The organism is Natrinema sp. LN54 (assembly GCF_052439245.1).
Taxonomy (GTDB): domain Archaea; phylum Halobacteriota; class Halobacteria; order Halobacteriales; family Natrialbaceae; genus Natrinema; species Natrinema versiforme_A.
On sequence record NZ_JBQVRP010000004.1, the window covers coordinates 358,819 to 382,060 of the forward strand.

Here is a 23,242-nt window from a genome sequence, read left to right on the forward strand (position 1 = left end):
GATTCATCCTCTAAACTGCGTACTTCTTCTGTATTACTCATGTGTCACCTGATAGATCCGAACGCCGAACTCACACTCCACTATTTCTCGAATGACTATAAACACACTGGCCGTGATTCCAATCACCCACACCTGACGCCCTTATTTTGAAAAATTCGCGATTATGCGCATAAATATTTCTATGCCAGCTTATGGTTTGTCGTCCGGTCGGCTGAACGGCCCGAAGGAGTGGCTGTAATCGTTTCGAATCAACTTTTCAATGTGAATCTCTGCTCCTAACGCGTCGATATCGTGTGCGATCCGTGTGATATCTCCTGCATCCGTCCCTAACGCCTCAAGGTAGATGTTCTCCTGCCCGGTCATGAATTCCCGAACTTCGATCACACCCGGAATATCGAGAATGCCCGTTGCTAACTCTTCGCGCTTACTGATAGAGGCAGTACACGTAAAGGCGAAGTGGAGATCGAGGCCAGCCTCCTTGTAATCGATATCGACGCTGTACCCTTTGATGATACCGCTCTCCTCGAGTTCTTCCATTCGATTCCTGACGGTATTTCCCGACACCCCGACCTCGTTAGCGATGTCTGTGACGGTGTTGCGAGCGTTGTCTTGGAGATAGTGGAGGATGCTTCTATCGACATCATCGAGCGATGATCCATCCATGTTCAGTGGTTACGACGGGGCAGTGAAGAGGGTTATACCGAAAATAGATGGGGCTCTCTACTGACCGATGGATGCGTCACCGGTACTGACCACGACAGCCTCGATCTCCTTCCTCGAAAATGCTGCCGTCTACTCCTTCGCTTACTCGCCCGTCCCGCTGGTGGACATCCACCGAGAGTTCTCACAAACGAAGCGAGTGGGACGAATTCGCTGCTCGCGGATTGCTCGCAGCAAAATGAGTGGGTTGGGGCAGATTCGAACTGCCGACTTCCTCCGTGTGAAGGAGGTATCATAACCGGACTAGATCACCAACCCGCACGAGGTGATTCCCGTGCGTTCGACTTAAGACTTCCTTTCACCGATCGGCGGCGGCCTCGAGCGAGCGACGCGCCGTCACCCGATCACGAACGGACCCGAGCGCCCCGCGGGCCCGCGCCGTGGCGCGGGTCTCGAGTGCGGTCACGTCTTCGCGGACGCCGTCGAAGCGGCCGGATTCGGGCTCCGGTTCCGGGTCCCGACCGAGGTATGTTCGGACCCGATCCGCGAGCGGCTCGAGGGACTCGGTAAGACCGAGGCGGGCGTGTTCGGCGGCGCGGGAGAGGTAGTAACGGCTGTCGTCGAAGTGCTTGTTCATGTGATTCTCTCCCATAGAGAGGCCGAGCGAGGATATAGTTCTTTCGTCGGCAACAGAATCGGGTCGAGCCGACGCGGACGGACTGGAGCGACCGCACCCGCTCTCGCGCGACCGATTCGCATAGGATCCTGCACGAGAATGACCGTCCATGAACGAGTTACAGTCGGTCGCCCTCGAGCACGAGGGGGCGACCGCCGATCTAGTCGTCGAGGGCGGCCGCGTCTACTGCTCGAACCGGCGGGAATTCCTCGAGCGCGACGTCGCCGTCGTCGGCGACAGGATCGCCGCACTGCTCGAGGACGCCGACTCCGTGACCGGGCCCGAAACGACGGTCGTCTCGGCGACCGACCGCGTCGTCCTCCCGGGGTTGATCGACGCCCACACGCACGGGGACATCCAGCTGATTTTCGATCGGGCGGTCCCCGACCTGCTCGCGACCGGCACGACCGCGGTCGTCACCGAGAGCTCCGGGCTGGGACTGCTGTTCGGCAGCCGCGGCGTCGAGACGTTCCTCGAGAGGACCGCCGACTGTCCGATCGCGACGTATCTCACCCTCCCGCCGCAGGCCTTCGTCGACACGTTCGAGCCGGCGACCGGCACCACCGCCGAACTCGAGGCACTCTCGAGGTTGCTCGAGCGCGAGCGGGTCGTCGGCGTCGGCGAGATCGACTGGGTCCACGTCGTCGGCCGGGACGCACCGATCGAGCGGCTCTACGAACGCGCTCGCGACGGCGGCGTCCCGATCGTCGGCCACGGAGCGGGCTGTCGGGGCGACTCGCTGCGCGCGTTCGCGACCGTCACGGACAACGACCACGAGGCCATTTCGGCCGACGGCGTTCGGGAACGCGCCGAGAACGGCATCCACGTGGTCGGCCGTTGCGGCTCGATCCGTGACGATCTCGACGCGCTCATCGACGCCTATCCGGACCTCGACCCGGGAAGCGTCTCCCTCTCGACCGACGGCGTCTGGCCGGGGGATCTCCTCGAGGGGTTCGGCATGGCCGAGATCGTCCGGCGACTGATCGACGCCGGAATCCGGCCGGCGGACGCGATCGACGCCGCCTCTCGAAACACCGCGGCCCACTTCGGGCTCGCGGACCGCGGCGTCGTCGCACCCGGGGCCGTCGCCGACCTGCTCGTCGTCGAGAACCTCGAGACGATGGCCGTCGAGACGGTCCTCTCGGAGGGCGACCGCGTCGTCGCCGACGGCGACCCCGTCGTCGAGGCCAGAACTGACCCGTACCCCGACTACGTCTACGACACCGTTTCGGTCGACCTCGAGCGCGAGCGCTTTACCGCGCCGCTCGAGGCCGCACCTGACAGAACCGTCCGCGCGATGGCGGTCGAGCAGGGGCTCGTGACGACCGAAACGACGGCCGACGCCGGGATCGATACCGGCGGGGACGACTCGGAGCAGCGGCTCGGTCCCGACCCCGACGGCGACGTTCTCACCGCGACGCTGCTCGACCGCGACCCGGCGACCGAGGACCGGGGCTTCACCGGCTTCCTCACCGGCTACGGCCTCGAGTCGGGTGCCGTCGCCACGACCGGAACGTGGGAAACGACCGGACTGGTGACCGTCGCTGCGGACACCGATGACGCCGTCGTGGCCGCAGGTCGCGTCGCGTCGATGGGCAGCGGCTTCGCGGTCGCTCGCGACGGCGAGGTCGTCGCGGACCTCGCGATGCCGATCGCCGCGACCGCAGCGGAACTCTCCCCCGAAACGTTCGCAACGAAGTTCGGCGCGCTCGAGGACGCGCTTCGAGAGAGCGGCGTCGGTATCGAGCGGCCGCTGTTGACCCTCCAGACGCTCACGTTCCCCGGCGTTCCCGCGCTGAAACTCACGGCCTCGGGCTACGCGGACGTCCTCGGACGGTCGGTCGTCGGCCTCGAGCCGGAGAATTCGTCGGCATGAGCGTCCCTGTCGGGTCGATCCGTCGCGTCCGCTGGCCGGCGATCGGCGGCGAGTTCCAACGCCTTTTGGCGGACGGTTCAAGCAGTCGGTCGCCAACTAGAGGCGTATGGCAACGAAAGAGACGGCCGCGGCCCCCGCTGGCGAAGCGACGAAGCGGTTCCTCGTGGACTGCGACGGCTGTTCGTACGAGCGGGCGGCCGACGGCCGCGAGGAGGCGACCCGGATCGGAGCCGACCACCGGCGAGCGACGGGACACGAACTCGTCGCGATCGAGTTGCCGCCGTCAGTCGAGACCGCGTAGGCTCCCCGCTCGTTCGCTCGGACTCGGCGTCGAGGAGCGAACCGGCGTTCGAGCCAGAGATTCGAGGGCTAGTAGTCGGGCGCTTCCTCCGGTTCGCCGTCGCGGGCGTTGACGACGCGGGCGAACGTGAACAGCCCGTCGGAGAGGCGATTGAGATACTGGACCGCGTCCTCGTTGATCTGTTCGTCCGTCGCCAGCGCGACCGCCCGCCGCTCGGCGCGCCGACAGACGGTGCGAGCGTGGTGTAAGGCCGCCCCGTCGTCGCTGCCGGTCGGCAGGATAAACGAGGTCAGGGGCTCGAGTTCCTCGTCGTACTCGTCGATCCAGTCCTCGACGGTCTCGACGTGGTCGGCGTCGATTGCGGGGTCGTCCTCGTCGGGTTCGGGGTTCGCGAAGTCCGCCTGCACGACGTGGAGGTGATTCTGGATTTCGGACAGGCGATCGTCGATATCGTCGTGATCCGTCGGCCGAACAGTGCCGATCAGGGCGTTGAGTTCGTCGACGGTCCCGTAGGCCTCGATTCGGGCACTCGACTTGGAGACGCGGGTCATGTCCCGGAGATCCGTCTCCCCGTCGTCGCCGCGGCCGGTGTAAATCGACATGACCGAACCGACGGCGGGATTCCACTTAACTTCCCTGTCACTCGAGCCCCCAGCCACGTTCCGCCGGTCTCGAGTCGGCCCGAGGAATCAGTACGTTAAACTCGCTTCGCTCACTACCGTCGGGTATGGCTCTGGAACTCGACCACGAGTGTCCGAACTGCGGGGGCGAGAAGACGTTCTACCGCGCCGCCAGTACGACGCTTCACCTCGGCGAGAAGGTCAAATGGCACTGCCCGGACTGTGACTATGGCTTCGTCCGCATCGGCGACAACGGCACCGCCGTCGACTCGAGTACGGCGTAAGCCGTCGGTTTCCTCGATTTTCACGTTACTCTCGGAGACGACTCCACGTCCGAGTCGCCAGACCCACCGTCCTCCCTGGAACTCGAGGAGGGGTGATCGACTATAGCTCTGCCTCTCAGCGGCTCTGTCGCGATCTAGAATCCACGGAACGGAGACGAACGCTTATTCCGAGAGCGACTGCCACGAGAGCCGCGGCGTCCGCGCGGCGCTCGTCTGGTCGATCCGGCGCGCGGTGGTCCGTTCGGGCGCGTCCTCGAGCGTTTCCGTATCCTCACCAGCGACGGCGTTGAACGCGGCGGCGAGCCGATCGAGCGTGTCCTTGCTCTCGACCTCGGTAGGTTCGGTCATCAGGGCCTCGGGGACGATCTCGGGCCACTTGGTCGTCGGCGGGTGGACGCCGTAATCGAGCATCCGTTTGGCCACGTCGGCCGCGTCCTGTTCGCCGGCGCTGGCGACGAACTCGTGGTGGAACGGCCCGTACGGTACGTCGTACTCGACCTGCTCGGCGAGGTAGTTCGCGTTGAGCACCGCGGAGGCGCTCGCGTCCGCCAGCCCCTCGTCGCCGAGGCGCGCGATGTAGGCGAATGCCTTGACGAGCACCAGCCAGTTGCCGTCGAACCCGTGGACCTTGCCGATGGTGTGCTCGGGCTCAAAGCGTTCGTAGATCGGATCGCCGGATGTCGATTCCTCGCCGCGCTCCCTGACTCGAGGCGCGGGCAGGAACGGGGCGAGGTCGTCGACGACGCCGACCGGCCCCGCGCCCGGCCCGCCGCCGCCGTGGGGCGTCGCGAACGTCTTGTGGACGTTGTAGTGCATCACGTCGAAGCCCATGTCGCCGGGCCGAGCGCGGCCGAGCAGGGCGTTCAGGTTCGCGCCGTCGTAGTAGAGCAGGCCGCCCACGTCGTGGACCATCTCGGCGATTTCCGTGATATCGCGTTCGAACAGGCCGAGCGTGTTCGGATTGGTCAGCATCAGCGCCGCGGTATTCTCGCTAAGTGCGGCCTCGAGCGCCTCGAGATCGACCCGCCCCTCGTCGTCGCTGGGCAGGGAAACCACGTCGTAGCCGCCCAGCGCGGCGCTGGCGAAGTTGGTCCCGTGGGCGCTCTCGGGGACGATGACCTCGTCGCGGTGGCCCTCGCCGTTGTGCTCGTGGTAGGCCGCGGCGACGCGGATGCCGACGAACTCGCCGGCAGCGCCCGCGGGCGGCTGGAGCGTCACCGCGTCCATCCCGCCGATCCGACCCAGATAGTCCTGTAGCCGATACAGAAGTTCGAGGGTACCCTGGACGGACCCCTCGGACCGGTCGGGGTGGACGGCGGCCGAGGGGAGCGCGGCCACGTCCTCGGTGAACTTCGGGTTGTACTTCATCGTACACGATCCCAGCGGGTACGGCCCGCTGTCGATCCCGTAGATCATCTGGGAGAGCCGCGTGTAGTGACGCGCCAGTTCGGGTTCAGAGAGTTCCGGTAACTCGAGGGTGTCCCGGGTGAGGTCGTCGGGGAGCGGGGAGTCGTCGCCGTCGCCATCGCTCTCGTCGCCACCGTCACCCTCACCACTGCCGATCTCGACTCGCGTCAGATCCTTCTCCGAGAGCAGCGGTTCGTACTCGCCGTTCTCGATGTACCGGGCTTGGTCGTAGCGCGAATTCGCCTCGCCGGCGGGTCGGTCGTCGCTCATCGCGCCACCTCCTCGACGGCCTCGGCGAACCGATCGATTCGGTCGTCGGACACGCCGGCGACGCAGACTTGAATCTCGTGATCCCCGACGACGTGGACCGCGAAGCCGCGTCGCTCGAGGTCCTCGGCGACGGCCGTCGCGGGCTGGTCGACGCGGGCGACGAACTCCCGGAGGTGGTGGCGGTCGTGGACCGGTGCTTTCACGCCGACGATGTCGTCGAGACGGGCTGCGAGGTCCCGCGCTCGCCGCACGTCGCGCTCCGCGAGGTCGACCATGCCGCTCGGGCCGAGGACGGCGGCGTGCATCGCGGTCCGGAGCGCGACCCACGCCTGATTCGTACAGATGTTACTCGTCGCGCGTTCCCGGCGGATGTGCTGTTCGCGGGTCTGCAGGGTGAGCGTGAACGCCCGGCGGTCGGTCGCGTCCTCGCTGGCCCCGACCAGTCGGCCGGGGACCTGCCGGAGGTAGTCCTCCCGCGTCGCGAACAGTCCCAGTCCCATCCCGTAGCTCGTCGGGAGCCCGAGCACGCTCGCATCACCGACGACGACGTCCGCGCCCACGTCGACGGGACGTTGCAGCACGGAGAGCGCGATCGGATCCGAACCGAGGACGAAGAGCGCGTCGTTGGCCGCCGCGAGGTCGCCGACCGCCTCGAGGTGCTCCTCGATCGTCCCCCGTACCGTGGGGTTCTCGGCGTAGAGCATGACGACCTCCTCGTCGACGGACGCCTCGAGCGCCCCGAGATCGACGTTGCCGTCGTCGACCGGGTAGGTCTCGACCGAGAGATCGGTGCCGGCGACGTAGTTCTCGAGGGTGCTCCGCCGTTCCTCGCGCAGGCGTTCGGGGACGAGCACGCGGTGGCCCGTGGTGTCGCGGACGCGGTCGGCCAGCGTGGCGGCCTCGCCGAGCGCCGTCGCCGCGTCGTACATCGAGCAGTTCGCGACCGCGAGACCCGTAAGTTCGACCAGCAGCGACTGGTACTCGAACAGGGCCTGCAGGAACCCCTGCGAGATCTCGGGCTGGTACTGCGTGTAGGACGTGAGAAACTCCGAGCGGTCCGCGAGGTGGTCGACCAGCGACGGGACGTAGTAGCCGTAGTGGCCGCGTCCGAGCAGTTCGGTCAGGTCGTCGTTGCGACCGAGCACCGAGCGAACCAGCCGCCGCGTCTCCCGCTCCGTTCGCGCGTCGATGTCGAAGCTGCCCTCGAACCGGACGTCGGCGGGAATGTCGAAGAGGTCCTCGACAGTGTCCGCGCCGACCGCCTCGAGCATCGCCGTGCGGTCCTCCTCCGTGTGGGGAGCGTACGGGCTCCCCGTGGCGTGTGATCCGTGCATGACTAGCAGTGGTCTCGATCGATCGAGCCGTTCGCGCCCCACCCGCGCCGATCGCAGCGTTCGATCCGAGACACGATACTGGCCTCTAGCGGACAGGGGGTAATGAACGCACCCGTTTCGGCGGTATCGACCGCGGTCGACTGGCGCTCGAGCGCGTCGGTCCCTGCAGTCGCCACACGCGCCACTATACGCGGCGGTGGTGTCGAGAGGTGCCATGACCGACAGCGACGACGGCGACGGGGACGGCCCGCTCGACCGCGACGACCAGGAGATCGGCGCGGCGGTCGCGAACGAATCCGAATTCCTGCTCGACGTCCTGCCGCACTTCTACCGCGGCGAGGTCAGTCAAGCCAACAGCGCGCAGGACCGGATCGACCGGACGACCGACTGGGCGATCACGCTGCTCGCCGCCGTGCTCTCGCTCGTCTTCTCGAGTCGGAACATGCCCGCCTTCTTACTGCTGATCGGGATCTTCGTCCTCTCGATTTTCCTGTTCTACGAGGTGCGACGCTACCGGTTTTACGACCACTGGCGCGCCCGCGTCCGGTTCGTACAGGAGAACGTGTTCGCGAACGCCTTGGAACCCGTCGGCGTCGAACACCCGGCGTGGCGCGAGGAACTGAGCGACGATCTGCGAAATCCCACGTTCAAGGTATCGACTCGAGAGGCCCTCTCACGGCGAATCCGGCGAGTTTACGGACTCCTCTTTACGGTGGCCGGGGTCGGCTGGACGTTCAAAGTCACGATGTTCACCCCGGAACAGCGGTGGACCGAAGCCGCCGAACTGCCGGGGCTCCACGGCGCGCTCGTGGCGGTCCTTCTCGGGCTCTTCTTCGCCGGTGTGATCGGGATCGGACTGTGGCCGGGCGGACGGGAGGCGAAAGGCGAAATACACGGGGTCGAGCCGGGTGACTGGAAAAACGAGTGATCGAGAGCGGCGGTCCGCTCAGGAACCGGAATCGCCGCCACCGTCACCATCGGTATCGGACCCGCGCGATCCGTCGGTCGACTTCCGGTTCGGCGGCCGCCTTCTCTGACCCAGCGCCGGACTTCGTCGTCTCGACGAGGCCCGCAGCGTCGGACCCGGCCTCGGCTTCGGGTCCCGGTCAGCCGGCGCGCTCTCGAGCGAAGAGATCGAGTGCGACTTTCGCGCCGCCGAGGACGACGGGCCCGATGAACAGCCCCACCGCGCCGAAGGTGATGAGCCCGCCGAAGATGCCGATGACGGCGATCGTGGAGTTGAAGGCGCTCGTGCGGCCGATGAGCGCGGGGCGGAGATAGGTATCCGAGAGCATGACGAGCACGCCGTAGACGGTAAGCGCGCCCGCGGCGACGGGCCGGCCGACCGCGACCAGATAGATCGACACCGGGAGCCAGACGCCGAAAGAGCCGACCAGCGGGAGCAGCGTGAGCACGAAGGTGAGGAGGGTGAGCAACACCACGGCGGGGATTCCGAGCACGATGAGTCCCGCTCCGAGCAATACCGCCTGAATCGCCGCGACGAGGACGTTGCTGATGACCGACGCTTCCATGAGTCCATCCAGTTCCGCGAACAGTTCCCGCTGGATCTCGTCGTCGATCGGGACGACGCGGTACAGCCACTCGAGCAGGTCCTCGCCGTCCCGCAACAGCGCGAAGCAAACGAACAGCGTGATGGTCAGCCCGATCGCGACGCTCGGGAGCCCGCCGACGATATCGAGCACGCTGTTCGCGAGTCCCTCCACGGCGGTCGAAATCGCGTCCTGATAGGAGTCGTACAGCCCCGCGAGATCGACCGGATACCCGTTGTCGGCGAGTTCCGATTCGATCATCTCGAGGTCGATGTTCTCCGTTCGGATCGCGTCCACGAGCTGTGTCGTCTGTCGGAGGGCGACGTTGAGGAGATACACCAGCGGAATCAGGATGACGAGCACCGCGGTAATGACCGAGATGGTCGCGGCGATCATCGGCCGGACGTGCTTCTCGAGCCGGGACTGGAGGGGCAACAGGATGTACGCGAGGACCCCGCCGAAGAGGACGTACTGCAGGTACGGCAGGAGAACGAGAATCCCGAGCCCGGCCCCGACCACCGCGAGCGCGGTCAGCGCGGGTTGCTCGACGGCCCATGTCGGCGGCTCGGGACGATCTGCCATACTCCCGGCTGCAACGTCCCGATAGATTAGTCCAACGCTAAAAATCGCTCTGACCGCTACTCGACGTATCGATACTTCCGCTCGCCCATGCCGACGTACCTTTTTCCTCGCTCGCGCAAGCGCTCGCTCGCAAAAATCTACGCTAAAAACCCGCTACTCGACGTACCGATACTTCCGTTCGCCCATGCGGCCCCAGCCGTCGAAGACGAACTCCTCGCTCGGCGTCGTGAACTCCTCGACGTCGACGTCCATCTCGTGGTTGTGGGCGTCGTGGATCTCCTCGTAGTCGTCCCACGACATCTCGTAGCGCTCGGCGAGCTGTTCGTCGACGTTCAGGGCCTCGATCTCCTCGGCCCAGCCCTCTCGAACCGTCTCGGAGTGAATCTCGGCCTGCGCACCGCTGCCGTAGGAGCCGACGAGCAGTTTCTCGCCGGTCATCTCGCGGTCCTGCTCGAGGGCGTGTTTGAGCGCGCTCGCGCGGGCGACGTGGACGGAGCCGGTGTACCAGTTGCCGACCTCGCGGGCGATCGTCAGCGTCGGATCGATCGTCGTGTCGTACCACTCGGCGTACTGCTCGGTGTCCTTGAGGAGGTCCATGTACTCCCGGAGGGCGTCGCGGTACTCGTCGTCCGAGTCGAACGCCTCGGGACGGGGCTGACGACCGATCTCCTCGGCCAGTTCGTCCTCGACCTCCGTGTTACGGGTGATGTGGCGGTACGCGAGCAGGGCGGCCTTCCGGACCATCCCCGGGAACGGCGTGTGGAACGGGGCGAAGACGAGGTCGTCGGGATGGACCTCGCCCGCGACGCTCTCGTAGTCCTCGAGGGCCTCGCGCATCCGTGCGAGGTAGACCTGCACGGAGCGTTTGCCGTCGACGCTCGGGAACTGCTGGTTGGGCTTGAGGAAGTCCGTCTCGTCGGCCGAGCCGTAGCCCTGTTCGGCGGAGAGTTCGACCAGATTCGGGTCCTCGCTGATGAGCATCGCGACGGCACCGGCACCCTGGGTCGCCTCCCCGTCGTCACCGCGGGCGTAGAGCGCGGTGTCGGTCGCGATGACCAGCGCCGAGCGGCCGCGATTGCGGCCCGCGCGGATCCAGTTGTACGCGTCGTCTAAGCTCTGGGTCCCCGCGATACAGGCGAACTTCCGTTCTCCCTTGTTCGCGTGATGGAAGTCCGACTCGTAGACCTGCTCGAGACAGCCAGCGACGTACGTCGAAACCGGCTTGGAGTTGTCGAACGCGCTCTCGGTCGCGACGTCGATACGGCCGATATCGTCGGGCTCGAGGCCTTTGCGTTCCATCAATCGGTGGGCGGCGTTTGCCCCCATCGTGACGATGTCCTCGTAACTGTCGGGGAACGAACTGGCGTTGAGGCCGAGTCCCTTCGTGTACTTTTCCGGGTCTTCGCCCTTCTCCGGGGCGAACGTGCCGGGGAGGTCGAGTTTGAGGTTCCCGGTCCAAATTTCGACGGCGTCGATACCGACTGCAGTCATGTCTGGTCAATACAGGTGACGATACAAGGTATTGTCGTTCGGTGTTTCGACGGTCGTCGATGAAAAACCGGCCGCCGCTCGAGTCGCCGAGACCGTAATTGAATGTTTCACCGGAACCGGCGAAGGCCGTGAGACCCGCCTCGAGTCGGGGGATCGACCCGCGGCTATCCGGTTGCGTGGTACTGTACGTCGAGAATACGCGAACCCGCGGACTCGCGAACGCAGTTATTCGTCTTCCTCGACGACCTCGGGGTCGCTCATCGCGCTCTGGAGGCTGTCGAGGCCGTTGATCCACTCCGTCACGAGGCCGTAGTCGAGGTCCTCGGCGACGGTCATGTCGAGTTCCTGCTCGTCGATGATGAGCGTCCCCGCCTGCGCCGCGTAGCCGAGCGCGGCGTCTAAGTCCTCCTCGGCTTCGGCGTCGGCCGCCGCGCTGAGGTAGTCGCCGACGGTGCCCTCCTCGGCCGGGCCGTTGGCGACGTACTCCTCGGCCGCGAAGAAGACACAGACCAGACTCGTCTGGACGCCGTCGACGAGGATCAGTTTCTCCTCGTCCTCGATGTCGACCTCGCTCAGGACGATCTCGCGAACGTCGTTGATCTCCTCGAGCGTTTCCTCCTCGCCGAGTTCCCCGTCGTCGTAGGCGGCGACGATCTTGGCGATCGCGATCGCCGTGTCGTCCTGCAGATTGAGCAGGAGTCGAGCCGAGTCTTCGTCCTCCGGATCGATGTCTTCGTCTTTGATGCGATCGATCCAGTTCTGCCAGCGTTCCTCCGAGTAGAACTCGGTCGGGGGATTGCTCATACAGACACCTACACCGGCCGCTTGAAATGCCTTTCTCTACACCGGACGGTTCGAGTGACTGTTTAACCGAGGTGGAAGAACCGCTTAGTGGACCTTACAGCCACTCTACCGCCCCTCCTGTACACTTGAGCGTCGTTGCTGTCCGCACTCGAGTGAACGTAATCAGTGATTACTCCGCTCGGTCGAGGGTCGCCTCGGTATCGATCGCGTACACTCGCTTCGGCGTCTCGACGTGGGCGTTCCGGACCGCCTCGTCGTAGCCGTTCTCGAGGAGCCATCGGACCCGCCGGGGAACCGTCTTGGGGCCGAGTACCGCCCCCGGCCGGTCGGGGTCGTCGATGTAGTCGGTCTCCATCAGGAACGGCTCGCCGCGCTCGGCCGCGGTCTCTAAGCGGTCTTTCTCGCACATGACGCTCGGCGTCGGTCCCTCGAGGCGGCCGCTCGCGTAGTGTTTGACGACCCGATGGGGCTCCATCCCGGCCTCCGCGGCCCACGCCGCGACCTCGGTCATGTCCTCGCTGGCTTCGGCGTGCAACTGGACGGCACACTCGAGGTCGGCCCCGCGTTCGAACGCCCGGCGCATGACCGCGTTCGAGGCGTCCCAGACCGCATCGTCGACTTCGTAGTGCGGCCGGCCGGATTTCAGCGCCAGCGCCTCCCCCGCGTCGACGTATTCGGCGGCGACGTCGATCCCGGCCTGCATGAGGTCGCGAGCCGCCTCGGGCGCGAAGTCGCGGTCGTCGACCAGCCGCGAGATCAGGCCCGGGTGGACGCCGAGGACGGGCCACGCACGGCCCTCGAGTTCGCTCGAGGCGTCGGCGACGATTTCGATGGTTCGTTCGAAGACCTCGCGGAAGTCCTCGCCGGTCTCGGCCTCGACGCCGAGGTGCCAGGAGGGTTTGTTCACCACGAGCAGGTGGGTGCCGCCCAGCCGAGCGAAGTCCCGAACGGCGTCGATCCCGCGGTGGTTGTCCGGATCGAGGTGGAGGTGGTCGTCCAGGATCGGCGTCTCGTCGATCATAGCCGTTACTGGGCGGCCCGCGCTGGAAAGGTCACCGACTTCGGCGCGGGGAGCGGTGGGCGCGAGCGGACGGAGAAACCGATCGGCGATCGGTCGAGATCCGATCGGAATTCGATAGGTAAATCACAACCTTCGGCCCTACTGAGTAAAGGATTGATACCGATCGACTATCGAATTGGACAAATCTGTCAACAATAGTTATTATGACCCATCCAGATAGTGAGAATGTGTTACAGTATGAGTGATCGACTATGAGTGTGGACGGAGAGCCACCGTCCGACGAGGGGCCGGCCGACCAGTTCATCAGCGGCGAAACAGAGGGCGGTCCGAAAGTCGAGTTCTACGGCGGCCGCGGGATGAGTGCGCTTCCGATCGTGTTCTTCATCCTCTGGGCCATCGTTCAGACCGCGCTCTGGCGAATCGAGGATACCGGCGGCCTCATCGTCGGCATCCTGGTCGGATTGATCTTCGGGATGTTCTTCGTTCGGGGGAACTGGCAGACCTACGCCAACACGATCTTCGAGGGGATGACCCAGCCCGTCGCGGTGACGGCGATCGTGGCGTGGATCTGGGCCGGCATGTTCGCCCAGCTTCTGCAAGACGGCGGCTTCGTCGGCGGGCTGGTCTGGCTGGCCGACGCCGCCGGCGTCGGCGCGGCGCTGTTCCCGGCGATCACGTTCGTCCTCGCCGCCGTCTTCACGACCGGAATCGGGACGGGCTACGGCTCGAGCGTCGCCTTCGTCGGCCTGTTCTTCCCGGCGGGGGTCTTACTCGGCGCGAACCCCGTCTTGCTGTTCGGCGCGATCCTCTCGGGGGCGATCTTCGGCGACAACCTCGCGCCCGTCAGTGACACGACGATCGTCAGCGCCGTCACGCAGGACGCCGACATCGGCGGCGTCGTCGCCTCGCGGTTCAAGTACGTCATCGTCGCCGCCGTCATCGCCTTCGTCGGCTACGTCGTCGCCGGCGGGATGATGGGTGGCCTCGAGATCGGCGCGGAGGCCCAAGCGATATTCCTCGATGGCAGCGAGGCCCTCGGCCTCGTCCACGTGATCTCGATGCTCGCCGTGATCGGTGCGGCCGTCGCCGGCCGCCACATCGTCGAGGCCATCTCGTGGGGGATCGTCATCGCGATCGCCTTCAACCTCGTCTTCGGTCTGGCGAGTCTCGGCGATATCGTCATGTTCAACGCGCCCGAGGACGCGCCGCTGGCCCAGCCGCTCGAGTCCCTGCCGATCCTCACGATCGTCGAGGACGCCAACGCGGTCGGCGTCGGCGGGAGCCTAATGGACGGCGTGGCGGGATTCCTCGAACTCTCGATCCTCGTCTTGCTGATCATCGGCGCGGCCCAGATCATGATCCGCGGCGGTGCCTTCGAGGTGCTCCTCGAGTGGTCCATCGAAAACCTCGCGACGAACGTCCGGAACGCCGAACTCACGATGGTCGGCACCGCGGCACTGATCAACGCGATCATCACGATCAACACCGCCGCAGAGGTCGCGATCGGCCCCTACATCTCGAAGATCGGCGAGCGGTTCAACCTGAACGGCTACCGCCGGGCGAACATCTTGGACGGGCAGACCGCCGCCATGGGCTACATCTTCCCGTGGTCGGGCGGCGTCCTCGCCGCCTACGGGGCGATGCAGCAACTGCCCGGCGACTACGAGTGGTTTACCGAGTCGATGGTCGTCACGCCGATCGACGTCGTCCCGTACGTCTTTCAGGGGTGGCTGTTGGTCGCCGTCTTCATCGTCGCCGCGCTGACCGGCTTCGGCCGCGAGTACGTGACCGACCGCGAGACCGAGGAGGTGGCTCGCGTATGAGCCTCCTCGGAAAGTACTTCAAAGGCTGGCGGTTCCGCACGTCGCGGCCCGCCTTCAAGCAAGGCAGCGAAGTCGACGTCTTCATCGCGGAGTCGAACGGCACGTCGGGCCGCGCGTACATCGGCGACACCGAACTGGTCATCGAGGGTGCCGGGCCGGACTGCGTCGAGAAGCAAGTGCGGGTCCGCATCACGGAGTTCGACGAGGCGGCCGCGAGCGGTCGCGGCGAGTTCGTCGAGGTCGTCGGCGAAAGCTCCTACGACGGGTAGCTCACCGCGGCATCCGCGCGGTACTTCGTTTTCAGCGACTCGAGAGGTGTCTCACTGATCGAGCGTGATCGCGTCGTCGGCCGCGTTCTGCAGCGCGTCCGAGCGGCCGTGTGATCCCGGCGCGATCGCGATCGTTTCCACGCCGACGGTGCCCGCGTACTCGAGGACGGGCTTGAAATCGGTATCCCGCGAGGCGATCGCGAGCCGATCGACGGTGCCGTCGCCGGCCAGCGCGGTCGCGTCAACGGCGAGTTTCACGTCGACGTCGCCGCTGGTGACGATCACTTCGAAGCCGCGGGCCTCGGCGGCCTGAATGAGGCCGGGCGTGGCGTGTTCGTCGAGGTAGACTCGGATGACGCCCACCCGCCCGAGTTCGCGGGCCGCGTCGCGGAGGTCGTCGAGGTCGATGTCGAACTCGTCGCGGAAGACGTTCGGCCCGTCGACGAACAGGCCCACTGCCGGCTCGGCGTCGTGCTGTGGATCGCCGGACTGGGCGAGACGGGCGCGAACGCGGTCGAACATACCCCGGAGTTCCCCCGGCCGCGAGATAGATGTGACGAAACGCGGTGGGTCGGTGAGCCGCGGCGATCCGGACGATACGTCCGGTCAGACCGCAAAAACGCCGGAACGGTTTCTCGCCGTCACCGTCGTCGCTTCAGCGCCGCCCTGTACATATTCTCGGTATAAGTGTACATTTTGTTCGATTCTAACCGGATGGGTGCGATATTTGTCGGCATAAACGATCCTGAGTTCGATAAGAGTTTACTAATTTCAGGTATTGATGACTGTCGTCCCATGACACAGAACGGTCCCCCCGACGACACCCCCGACCGAACCTACGACCGACGAACGCTTCTGACCGGTGCCGGCTCGATCGCCGTCGGCGGCCTGATCGGCTCGAGCGGCGTGGCAAGCGCGACGCCCGGCCGCGATCCGGGCCCGAAGAAAGACGAAATCCTCGTCGGCGTCTCCCCGTCGGCGACGGACGTGGCCAGCGAGGCCCGCGCCGCCGTTCCCGGGAACGCCGACATCGTACACGCGAACGAGTCGATCCACTACGCCGTCGTCGAGTTCCCGTCGGAAGCACCCGATCACGCTCGCGAAGACTTCATCGATGCGATCACCAGCTCACCGGCCATCGAGTACGCGGAACCGAACGTGACCGTCCAGTCGCTCCTCGAGCCGAACGATCCCTATTACGACTACCAGCACGCACCCCAGCAGATCAACTGCGAGACCGCCTGGGAGACCACCCGCGGCAGCGACGACGTGGTCATCTCCGTCGTCGATCAGGGGATCCAGTACGACCACCCCGCGCTCGAGGCGTCCGTCGACGATCGGATCGGCGAGGACTTCGTCGACGGCGACGGCGATCCGTACCCGTCGCAGGGAGCGGATCACGGCACCCACGTCGGCGGCATCGCTGCCGGCGGGACCGACGACGGCACCGGCCACGCGGGCATCAGCGACTGCTCGCTGCTCTCGGTCCGCGCGCTCGACGAGAACGGCGTGGGATCGCTCGCGGACATCGCCGACGCGATCCAGTGGTCCGCCGACGCCGGAGCCGACATCGTCAACCTCTCGCTGGGCGTCGACGGCTCCTACGACACGCTGACCGCGGCCTGCGAGTACGCGGCCGACCGCGGCGTCCTCCTCGTCGGCGCGGCCGGTAACGACGGCAGCGACCGGGTCTTCTCGCCCGCCGCGGAGGACACCGTCGTCGCCGTCTCCGCGCTCGAGGACGGGGACTCGATCGCCTCCTTTTCGAACACCGGACCGGCGATCGAACTCGCCGCGCCCGGCAGCCGGATCGTCTCGAGCGTGACCGGGGACGACTACGCACGGATGTCGGGAACGTCGATGGCAGCGCCGGTGGTATCGGGCGTGGCGGGGCTCGCGCTCTCGGCCCATCCCGACCTCTCGCGGACGGAACTCCGCGAGCACCTGCGGGCGACCGCGGTCGACATCGGCCTCGACGGAGACGAACAGGGCCACGGGCGCGTCGACGCGGCCGCAGCGGTCGAAATCGACCCGTTTTCGGACGACGGCGCAAGCGGGGACGAGTCCGGCGGCGAGTGCGGCGACGAGACCGTCACCGCGAGCGCGAGCGGCTCGCTCGACGGCAGCGGCTGGTGGGGCGAGAGCGATCGGTACAGCTACGCGCTGAACACCGCCGATCCCTGCTCCATCACGATTTCGGTCGACGGGCCCGCCGACGGCGACGTCGACCTCTACGTGACCGCCGACGGCAGCAAACCGGACCGGTGGACCTACGACGAGTCGTTGACGGGGACGGGAGCGGTCGAATCGATGACGCTCTCGCTCGAGGGCGACGAGACGTTCCGGTTCTACGTCTACGCGACCAGCGGCAGCGGCGAGTACACGTTGCGACTCGAAGAGCGGGGACGGTAGCGCCGACGGAGGCCGCCGGCCACGCACCCGTCACTCGAAAACGAAGTAATCGCGCTCTTCTCCCTGCACGGAGATCCACTTGGGTTCGGTGAGTTCCCGGGTGATCCACTCGCCGTGATACCGGCCGAGGCCGGACTGCTTGACCCCGCCGAAGGGCGCGTTGTGGTCCTCGTTGATCGGCTGGTCGTTGATGTGGACCATGCCCGCCTCGACGCGATCGGCGAGGGCTCGAGCGCGCTCCGCGTCCTCGCAGAAGACCGCCGCCGAGAGGCCGTACTCGGTGTCGTTGGCCAGTTCGATCGCCTCCTCGTCGTCCGCGAACGGGATCACGGGTGCGACCGGCCCGAAGTGCTCGTTACAGGCCGTCGGCATGTCGTTGGTCACGTCCGAGAGGACCGTCGGCTCGACGAACAGGCCGTCGGCCTCGCCGCCGGTCTCGAGGGTCGCGCCCGCCTCGAGCGAGCCCTCGATGAACTCGACCAGATCGTCGCGCTGGGTTTCGTTCTGGACCGGTCCGAACGTGACATCGTCGTTCTCGGAGGGGTCGCCGATCACGAGCGACTCGGCGTGATCGACGAGCAGGTCGACGTACTCGTCGTAGAGATCCTCGTGGACCAGATGGCGGTTGATCGAGATACAGACCTGTCCCTGATGGAAGAACGAGCCGAAGGCACCGGCGCGGGCGGCCCGCTCGAGGTCGGCCTCGTCGGTGACGATGAAGGGCGCGTTGCCTCCGAGCTCGAGGGCGGGCAGCGCGAGGTTCTTGCCGGCCGTCTCGGCGACGCCCTTGCCGACGGGCGTCGAGCCGGTAAAGGAGACGACCCGCGGAATCGGGTGGCCGGCGATCCGGTCGCCGATGTCCGAGCCGCGGCCGGTGACGACGTTGACGACGCCGTCGGGGACGCCCGCGGCCTCACAGAGCTTCGCGATGAGCAGCCCGCCCGTGATCGGCGTGTCCGTCGCCGGCTTCAGGACGACAGTGTTGCCAAGCGCGATTGCGGGTGCGAGCGCTCGCAGGGAGAGGTGCAGCGGGAAGTTCCACGGCGAGATGATTCCGACGACGCCGACCGGTTCGTGGACGATGTGGTTGTCCTTGTCGTCGATCGACGGCGAGGGGCGGACCTCCTCTTCGGGCGGCTCCAGTTCCAGCGCCATTTCCACGTCGCCGGTCGCGGTGGCGAACTCGCCCATCGCCCGGTAGCCGGGGGTGCCGGCCTCCGTCGCGAGCAGGCCGGCGATCTCCTCGAAGCGCGCGTTGAGCTCCTCGAGCAGGTTCTGGACGATCTCGTTGCGCTCCGCTCGAGGCGTCGCCGCCCAGTCCGACTGTGCGGCCTCGGCCGCCTCGTAGGCGGCGTCGACGTCCGCCTCGGTACCGGCGGGGACGTTCGTAAACACGTCCTGTTTCGCCGGGTTCTCGACCGGGATCGTCTCGCCGCCGGTGGCGTCGCGCCACTCGCCGTCGATGTACAACTGATCCCAGTCGGCCTGTGGCTCGAGCGTTGGGGTGCTCATACTGTCTCCCGGCTACGTTATTTTCGGACATGTGTTTTCGGCAACCGGAGACGGTAGCTCCTCGCGTTGTAATCGGAACCGGTTACGCGACCCGTTCGCGATCGGTTTCGACCCCGGCCGTCGATCCTCGTCCCCTCGAGCGGCCGTCTCGCGCTCGAGCGACGAAAAGACATTACTACTCCGCGGATGACGTTCCGGATATGCCGCTTCAGACGCCGCCGTTACGTGGGATACACGACGAGCGCGGGGCGAAGTTTACGGAGTTTGGCGGCTGGGACATGCCGGTCGAGTTCGATTCGATCCGGACCGAGCACGCGGCCGTCCGGGAGGACGTCGGGGTCTTCGACGTCTCTCACATGGGTCAGATTCACGTCACCGGCCCGGACGCGACGGAATTGATGCAGCGGCTGACCTCGAACGACGTCAGCCGGCTGGCGGTCGGTGACTCCCAGTACGCCGCGATCACCGACGAGGACGGGATCATCATCGACGACACCGTCGTCTACCGACTACCCGACGAGTCCCATCCGACCTACCTCTTCGTCCCGAACGCCGGCACCGACGAGGCGACCCACGAACGGTGGCTCAGCTACCGCAACGAGTGGGACCTCGAGGCGACCGTCGACAACCGGACCGACGAGTACGCGATGTTCGCCGTGCAGGGACCCAACGCGGCCGACCTGCTCGGGGCCGTCGCCGAGGGGCCGATCACCGACCTCGACCGGTTCGAGGCCCAGTACGCGACGATCGAGGACGTCGACTGCTGGACGGCTCGGACGGGCTACACCGGCGAGGACGGCTTCGAACTGATCGTCCCGTGGGCGGCCGCCGAGGAGATCTGGACGGCCATCGACTGCCAGCCCTGCGGGCTCGGAGCCCGCGACACGCTCCGCATCGAAGCCGGATTGCTGCTCGCCGGACAGGACTTCGATCCCGAGTCGAACCCGCGGACGCCCTACGAGGCCGGCATCGGTTTCACCGTGGCCCTCGACACCGAGTTCGTGGGCCGGGACGCGCTGGCTGCGATCGAGGACGGCGGCGTCGAGGAGCGACTCGTCGGCTTCCAGTTGATCGACCGCGGGGTTCCGCGCCACGGCTACGACATCACGACCACCGAGAGCCGGGTGATCGGCACCGTCACCAGCGGCACGATGAGCCCGACCCTCGAGAAACCGATCGGCCTCGGCTACGTCCCGGTCGAGTACGCGGAGCCGGGGACCACCCTGCAGGTGGTCGTCCGTGGCCAGTCCAAAAAGGCACGAGTCGAAACCACACCTTTCATCGACACAGTACAATGAGCTTCGACATTCCCGACGATAGACGGTATCTGGAATCGCACGAGTGGGCACTCGAGACCGACGGCGTCGTCCGCGTGGGCATCTCCGACTTCGCACAGGACGAACTCGGCGACGTGGTCTTCGTCGAACTCCCCGACGAGGGCGACGACCTCGCACAGGAAGCGGAGTTCGGCGTCGTCGAATCGATCAAGGCCGTCTCCGATCTCTACGCGCCCGTCGGCGGCGAGGTCGTCGCGATCAACAACGAGCTCTTCGACGCCCCCGAACTCGTCAACGAGGACCCTTTCGGCGAGGGCTGGATGCTCGAGATCGACCCGGACGACCCCGACGACCTCAAGGCGCTCCTCTCGGCCGACGAGTACGAGGAGCAGATCGCCTGAATCGGTTCGTTTTCGCCGCGAGTCAGGCGTCGTACCTCGGCAGCGGCCGTTCTCTCGCTCTCTCGTTCGTTCTCCTCTTCTTCCGCTCTTTGCGCTCGAGTTTCCCTCGAACCGTCGGAAACGAGTGGAGCCGGCCCGACCCGAACCGACCGACTCCGGTCAGAAGACGAACCGTTCGACGATCCGGCCGAGCAGTCCCGGTCGGTGGGTGTCGTGTGCGTGAACGCCGAGCGCGGGCGACTCGGTCGCGTCGATGAGTCGGTCCGCGAGGTCGTTCCCGAGGACGGTTTGCAGCCGTCCGCCGTCGCGACCGATGACGAGGAACTCGGCCGTCTGTGCGACCCCGATCAGTTCCTCGACCGAGCCGTCCGTTTCGACGATTTCGGTCGTGACCGGTGCGGAACAGAGGTCGACGAGTTCGTCCTGATAGTCCTCGATCGTCCGTCTGAGATCGGCCGACGCCGACGACTCGATCGCGTACACGAGCCGGACCGTCGCGTCTAGCTCGGTGGCCAGCGCGTCGGCGATCCTGACCTTCGACGGATCGAACGGGCTCCGATCGGTAAGCACCGTGACCTCCCCGACGGCGTCGAAGTCGCGGTCCTCGACGAGGACGACGTCACAGGGGGCGCGGTGGAGGATCCACTCGATCGGACTCCCGATGAACTGGTGGCGGAGCCCGCCGGGCTGGCGCTCCATCAACAGCGCGTCGACCCCCTCGTGGGCCGCGAAGTTGACGATCGCGTGTTTCGTGTCGTGGCTCACGATTTCCCCGTAGGTGATCGGCACGTCGAACTCTTCACACAGCTCTCCGGTCTGTTCCTCGAACTCGAGGTCCGCCGGCGACTGCGTCTCGGAGGCGTAGCCCAGCGACACCTGATCCGGCACCTCGTCGAACTGGATGACCGTGACCCCGCCGCCGCGTTCGCGCGCCACGTCCGCGGCGATGCGGATGAGTTGCCGCTCGCGGGCTTCGGCGGTCCCTTCGGTCAGCGCGACGAGGACGTTCGAGGTCGTCGACTCCAGGGCGTCTTCGGTTCGGTCGACGGCCGAGCGGCCGGTCGTTCGGCGGACCGTGTCGACGGCGATGCCGGCGCGGTCGATCCGCGGGCGCGCGTAGACCCAGTACCAGCCGATGCTGCCCGCGGTGATGACGGCCGCGCCCGCGAGGGCGACGGTCCCCATCTGGGTCAGCAAGACGAAGCCGCTCGCGATCCCGAAGAGCTGCATCGCCGGGTACAGCGGCGACTCGAAGCTCGGTTCGTACTCCTCGACGTCGGCGTGGCGGAACGCGATCAGGGCGACGTTGATCAGGATGAACACGAGGATCTGGAACGCGCTCGCGAGCTTGGCGATCTCGAGGATGGGGACGAACGCGATCAGAACGAGCATGACGCCGCCGGTGAGCGTGATGGCGGTAATCGGCGTGCCGAACCGGTCGCTGACGGTCGCAAAGCGGGGCGGCGCGAGGTCGTCGCGGCTCATCGCGAAGGGGTACCGCGACGAGGAGAGGATCCCGGCGTTGGCGGTGCTGACGAGCGCGAGGATCGCCGCGAGCACCACGGCGATGACGCCGGGTCGGGCGAGGGCCCCTTCGGCGGCGATCGCCATCGGCGTCTCCGAGTCCGCGAGGGACTCGAGCGGCGAGATGCCGACCATCACCGCGACGATGAGGACGTACAGGATCGTGGTGAACGTCAGCGAGCCGAGGATGCCGAGCGGGATGTTTCGGCCGGGGTCTTCGATCTCCTCGGCGACGCTCGCGACCTTGGTGACGCCCGCGTAGGAGACGAAGACGAGGCCGGTGGCGGCGAGCAGGCCGCCGACGCCGTCGTCGAACGAGCCGTCGAACTGGCCGGGGTCGATTCCCGTCGCCCCGCCGCCGACGAACCACGCCAGCGCGGCGAGCATGACGACGACGATCGCGACCTGCAACTGGCCGGTCTGTTTGGCCCCGATGACGTTGACCGCGATGAGAACCGTCGCGAGGACGAGCGCGACGGGTTTGACCGGGAGATCGAACAGGAGAACGAGATAGGGAACGCCGCCGACGAGCGCCAGCGCGCCCTTGAACGCGAGCGAGAACCACGTGCCGACGCCCGCAACCGTTCCCAGTATCGGTCCCATTCCGCGTTCGATGAAAATGTACGTGCCGCCGGCTTCGGGCATCGCCGTCGCCATTTCCGACTTGCTCAACGCGGCGGGAACCACGAGCAGTCCCGCGAGCAGGTACGCGACGACGACGCCCGGGCCGGCGATTTTGATCGCTAACGCCGGCAGGATGAAGATCCCGCTCCCGATCATCGCACCGATACTAATCGCCATCACCGACGGCAGTCCGAGGTCTCGTTCGAGGTCTTTTGTCATTGGATCTGAGTGTGGTGTCGTGAGGCCGCGAGTCATCCGGACCAGGGATCACGCGACCAGCGCCGGAGTGCATCTCGTCTCACTCGAGCGCGATCGTCGGTCCGCTGGATGATACACTGCTCGAGGGGCCTGAAGCCAGAGAGATGTGAGACGGTATCCAGAAACCGGATACCCGCTTACGAGTGAAATGCAACGACAACGAAATAAACCCCACGGATTCCCGATCGATGTGAGATACGTTCGCATCAATACCGAATCGAAAATCCGTTCGGTCGAAACGAGAAATACGAACCGAACGATCGTAC

Annotated in this window: 22 protein-coding genes and 1 tRNA gene; 9 read left to right on the forward strand and 14 right to left on the reverse strand. The window is 66.2% G+C overall.

Annotated elements, in window-relative coordinates:
* Positions 1-189: 189 nt before the first annotated feature.
* From ACT4ML_RS14270 to ACT4ML_RS14280, 3 genes are all read right to left on the reverse strand, one after another.
* Complete coding sequence (locus tag ACT4ML_RS14270; RefSeq protein ID WP_444721459.1) at positions 190-663, reverse strand: Lrp/AsnC family transcriptional regulator; 474 nt, start codon at positions 661-663, stop codon at positions 190-192.
* Between the two features lie 240 nt (positions 664-903).
* A tRNA-Val gene (locus ACT4ML_RS14275) sits at positions 904-978 on the reverse strand.
* Positions 979-1,018: 40 nt separating this feature from the next.
* Positions 1,019-1,297: a DUF7553 family protein gene (locus tag ACT4ML_RS14280; RefSeq protein WP_444721460.1), complete on the reverse strand. Its 279-nt coding sequence runs from the start codon at positions 1,295-1,297 to the stop codon at positions 1,019-1,021.
* A gap of 148 nt (positions 1,298-1,445) precedes the next feature.
* Between ACT4ML_RS14280 and ACT4ML_RS14285 the strand changes: the two genes are divergently transcribed.
* Together ACT4ML_RS14285 and ACT4ML_RS14290 are read left to right on the forward strand one after the other, a co-directional pair.
* Positions 1,446-3,212 (forward strand): adenine deaminase C-terminal domain-containing protein, encoded by a 1,767-nt coding sequence (locus ACT4ML_RS14285; protein WP_444721461.1) that lies wholly within the window; start codon positions 1,446-1,448, stop codon positions 3,210-3,212.
* A 106-nt stretch (positions 3,213-3,318) separates the two neighbouring features.
* Positions 3,319-3,513: a hypothetical protein gene (locus tag ACT4ML_RS14290; protein ID WP_444721462.1), complete on the forward strand. Its 195-nt coding sequence runs from the start codon at positions 3,319-3,321 to the stop codon at positions 3,511-3,513.
* 68 nt (positions 3,514-3,581) lie between these two features.
* On the opposite strand, the gene ACT4ML_RS14295 is transcribed toward ACT4ML_RS14290, so the two are convergent.
* A complete protein-coding gene (locus tag ACT4ML_RS14295) occupies positions 3,582-4,115 on the reverse strand; it encodes a cob(I)yrinic acid a,c-diamide adenosyltransferase (RefSeq protein WP_444721463.1) in 534 nt (177 codons plus the stop codon).
* A gap of 125 nt (positions 4,116-4,240) precedes the next feature.
* Here ACT4ML_RS14295 and ACT4ML_RS14300 point away from each other — a divergent pair, with 125 nt between their 5' ends.
* Complete coding sequence (locus tag ACT4ML_RS14300; protein ID WP_444721464.1) at positions 4,241-4,417, forward strand: DUF7838 family putative zinc beta-ribbon protein; 177 nt, start codon at positions 4,241-4,243, stop codon at positions 4,415-4,417.
* A 162-nt stretch (positions 4,418-4,579) separates the two neighbouring features.
* Here ACT4ML_RS14300 and gcvPB read toward each other — a convergent pair whose 3' ends face one another.
* Genes gcvPB through ACT4ML_RS14315 form a run of 3 tightly spaced genes read right to left on the reverse strand, consistent with a single transcriptional unit; the run spans position 4,580 to position 7,604 of the window.
* Positions 4,580-6,094: an aminomethyl-transferring glycine dehydrogenase subunit GcvPB gene (gene gcvPB, locus ACT4ML_RS14305; RefSeq protein ID WP_444721465.1), complete on the reverse strand. Its 1,515-nt coding sequence runs from the start codon at positions 6,092-6,094 to the stop codon at positions 4,580-4,582.
* Positions 6,091-7,428 carry an aminomethyl-transferring glycine dehydrogenase subunit GcvPA gene (gene gcvPA / locus ACT4ML_RS14310; protein WP_444721466.1) on the reverse strand — a complete coding sequence of 446 codons (1,338 nt, stop codon included), beginning with the start codon at positions 7,426-7,428 and terminating at the stop codon, positions 6,091-6,093. Before gcvPA ends, gcvPB begins: the two co-directional genes overlap by 4 nt.
* Positions 7,429-7,430: 2 nt before the next feature.
* Positions 7,431-7,604, reverse strand: coding sequence for a hypothetical protein (locus ACT4ML_RS14315; protein WP_444721467.1), 174 nt, complete (start codon positions 7,602-7,604; stop codon positions 7,431-7,433).
* Between the two features lie 38 nt (positions 7,605-7,642).
* Here ACT4ML_RS14315 and ACT4ML_RS14320 point away from each other — a divergent pair, with 38 nt between their 5' ends.
* Positions 7,643-8,356 (forward strand): DUF2270 domain-containing protein, encoded by a 714-nt coding sequence (locus tag ACT4ML_RS14320; protein ID WP_444721468.1) that lies wholly within the window; start codon positions 7,643-7,645, stop codon positions 8,354-8,356.
* 178 nt (positions 8,357-8,534) lie between these two features.
* Here the strand turns inward: ACT4ML_RS14320 and ACT4ML_RS14325 are convergent, their stop codons facing one another.
* From ACT4ML_RS14325 to ACT4ML_RS14340, 4 genes are all read right to left on the reverse strand, one after another.
* Entirely contained in the window at positions 8,535-9,560 is a 1,026-nt protein-coding gene (locus tag ACT4ML_RS14325; protein WP_444721469.1) for an AI-2E family transporter, read from the reverse strand.
* A 153-nt stretch (positions 9,561-9,713) separates the two neighbouring features.
* The gene (gene hmgB / locus ACT4ML_RS14330; RefSeq protein WP_444721470.1) at positions 9,714-11,051 is read right to left on the reverse strand and encodes a hydroxymethylglutaryl-CoA synthase; all 1,338 of its coding nucleotides are present in this window, start codon (positions 11,049-11,051) and stop codon (positions 9,714-9,716) included.
* 225 nt (positions 11,052-11,276) lie between these two features.
* Positions 11,277-11,855 carry a DUF2150 family protein gene (locus ACT4ML_RS14335; protein ID WP_006431683.1) on the reverse strand — a complete coding sequence of 193 codons (579 nt, stop codon included), beginning with the start codon at positions 11,853-11,855 and terminating at the stop codon, positions 11,277-11,279.
* 169 nt (positions 11,856-12,024) lie between these two features.
* Positions 12,025-12,876 carry a TatD family hydrolase gene (locus tag ACT4ML_RS14340; protein WP_444721471.1) on the reverse strand — a complete coding sequence of 284 codons (852 nt, stop codon included), beginning with the start codon at positions 12,874-12,876 and terminating at the stop codon, positions 12,025-12,027.
* Between the two features lie 251 nt (positions 12,877-13,127).
* Here ACT4ML_RS14340 and ACT4ML_RS14345 point away from each other — a divergent pair, with 251 nt between their 5' ends.
* Both ACT4ML_RS14345 and ACT4ML_RS14350 read left to right on the forward strand, forming a co-directional pair.
* Complete coding sequence (locus ACT4ML_RS14345; RefSeq protein ID WP_444721472.1) at positions 13,128-14,699, forward strand: Na+/H+ antiporter NhaC family protein; 1,572 nt, start codon at positions 13,128-13,130, stop codon at positions 14,697-14,699.
* Positions 14,696-14,968, forward strand: a complete 273-nt coding sequence (locus tag ACT4ML_RS14350; protein WP_444721473.1) for a DUF7513 family protein — start codon at positions 14,696-14,698, stop codon at positions 14,966-14,968. Before ACT4ML_RS14345 ends, ACT4ML_RS14350 begins: the two co-directional genes overlap by 4 nt.
* Positions 14,969-15,019: 51 nt before the next feature.
* On the opposite strand, the gene ACT4ML_RS14355 is transcribed toward ACT4ML_RS14350, so the two are convergent.
* Positions 15,020-15,490, reverse strand: a complete 471-nt coding sequence (locus tag ACT4ML_RS14355) for an NYN domain-containing protein (RefSeq protein WP_444721474.1) — start codon at positions 15,488-15,490, stop codon at positions 15,020-15,022.
* 273 nt (positions 15,491-15,763) lie between these two features.
* Here ACT4ML_RS14355 and ACT4ML_RS14360 point away from each other — a divergent pair, with 273 nt between their 5' ends.
* Positions 15,764-17,380 (forward strand): S8 family serine peptidase, encoded by a 1,617-nt coding sequence (locus ACT4ML_RS14360; RefSeq protein ID WP_444721475.1) that lies wholly within the window; start codon positions 15,764-15,766, stop codon positions 17,378-17,380.
* Positions 17,381-17,410: 30 nt separating this feature from the next.
* Here ACT4ML_RS14360 and ACT4ML_RS14365 read toward each other — a convergent pair whose 3' ends face one another.
* Entirely contained in the window at positions 17,411-18,892 is a 1,482-nt protein-coding gene (locus tag ACT4ML_RS14365; protein ID WP_444721476.1) for an aldehyde dehydrogenase family protein, read from the reverse strand.
* 200 nt (positions 18,893-19,092) lie between these two features.
* On the opposite strand from ACT4ML_RS14365, the gene gcvT reads away from it, so the two are divergent.
* Both gcvT and gcvH read left to right on the forward strand, forming a co-directional pair.
* On the forward strand, positions 19,093-20,190 hold the full coding sequence (gcvT, locus tag ACT4ML_RS14370) for a glycine cleavage system aminomethyltransferase GcvT (protein ID WP_444721477.1): 1,098 nt from the start codon (positions 19,093-19,095) through the stop codon (positions 20,188-20,190).
* Positions 20,187-20,570, forward strand: a complete 384-nt coding sequence (gcvH, locus tag ACT4ML_RS14375) for a glycine cleavage system protein GcvH (RefSeq protein WP_444721478.1) — start codon at positions 20,187-20,189, stop codon at positions 20,568-20,570. The genes gcvT and gcvH overlap by 4 nt, the downstream gene beginning before the upstream one ends.
* Before the next feature lie 159 nt (positions 20,571-20,729).
* On the opposite strand, the gene ACT4ML_RS14380 is transcribed toward gcvH, so the two are convergent.
* A complete protein-coding gene (locus ACT4ML_RS14380) occupies positions 20,730-22,937 on the reverse strand; it encodes a universal stress protein (RefSeq protein ID WP_444721479.1) in 2,208 nt (735 codons plus the stop codon).
* Positions 22,938-23,242: the final 305 nt, after the last annotated feature.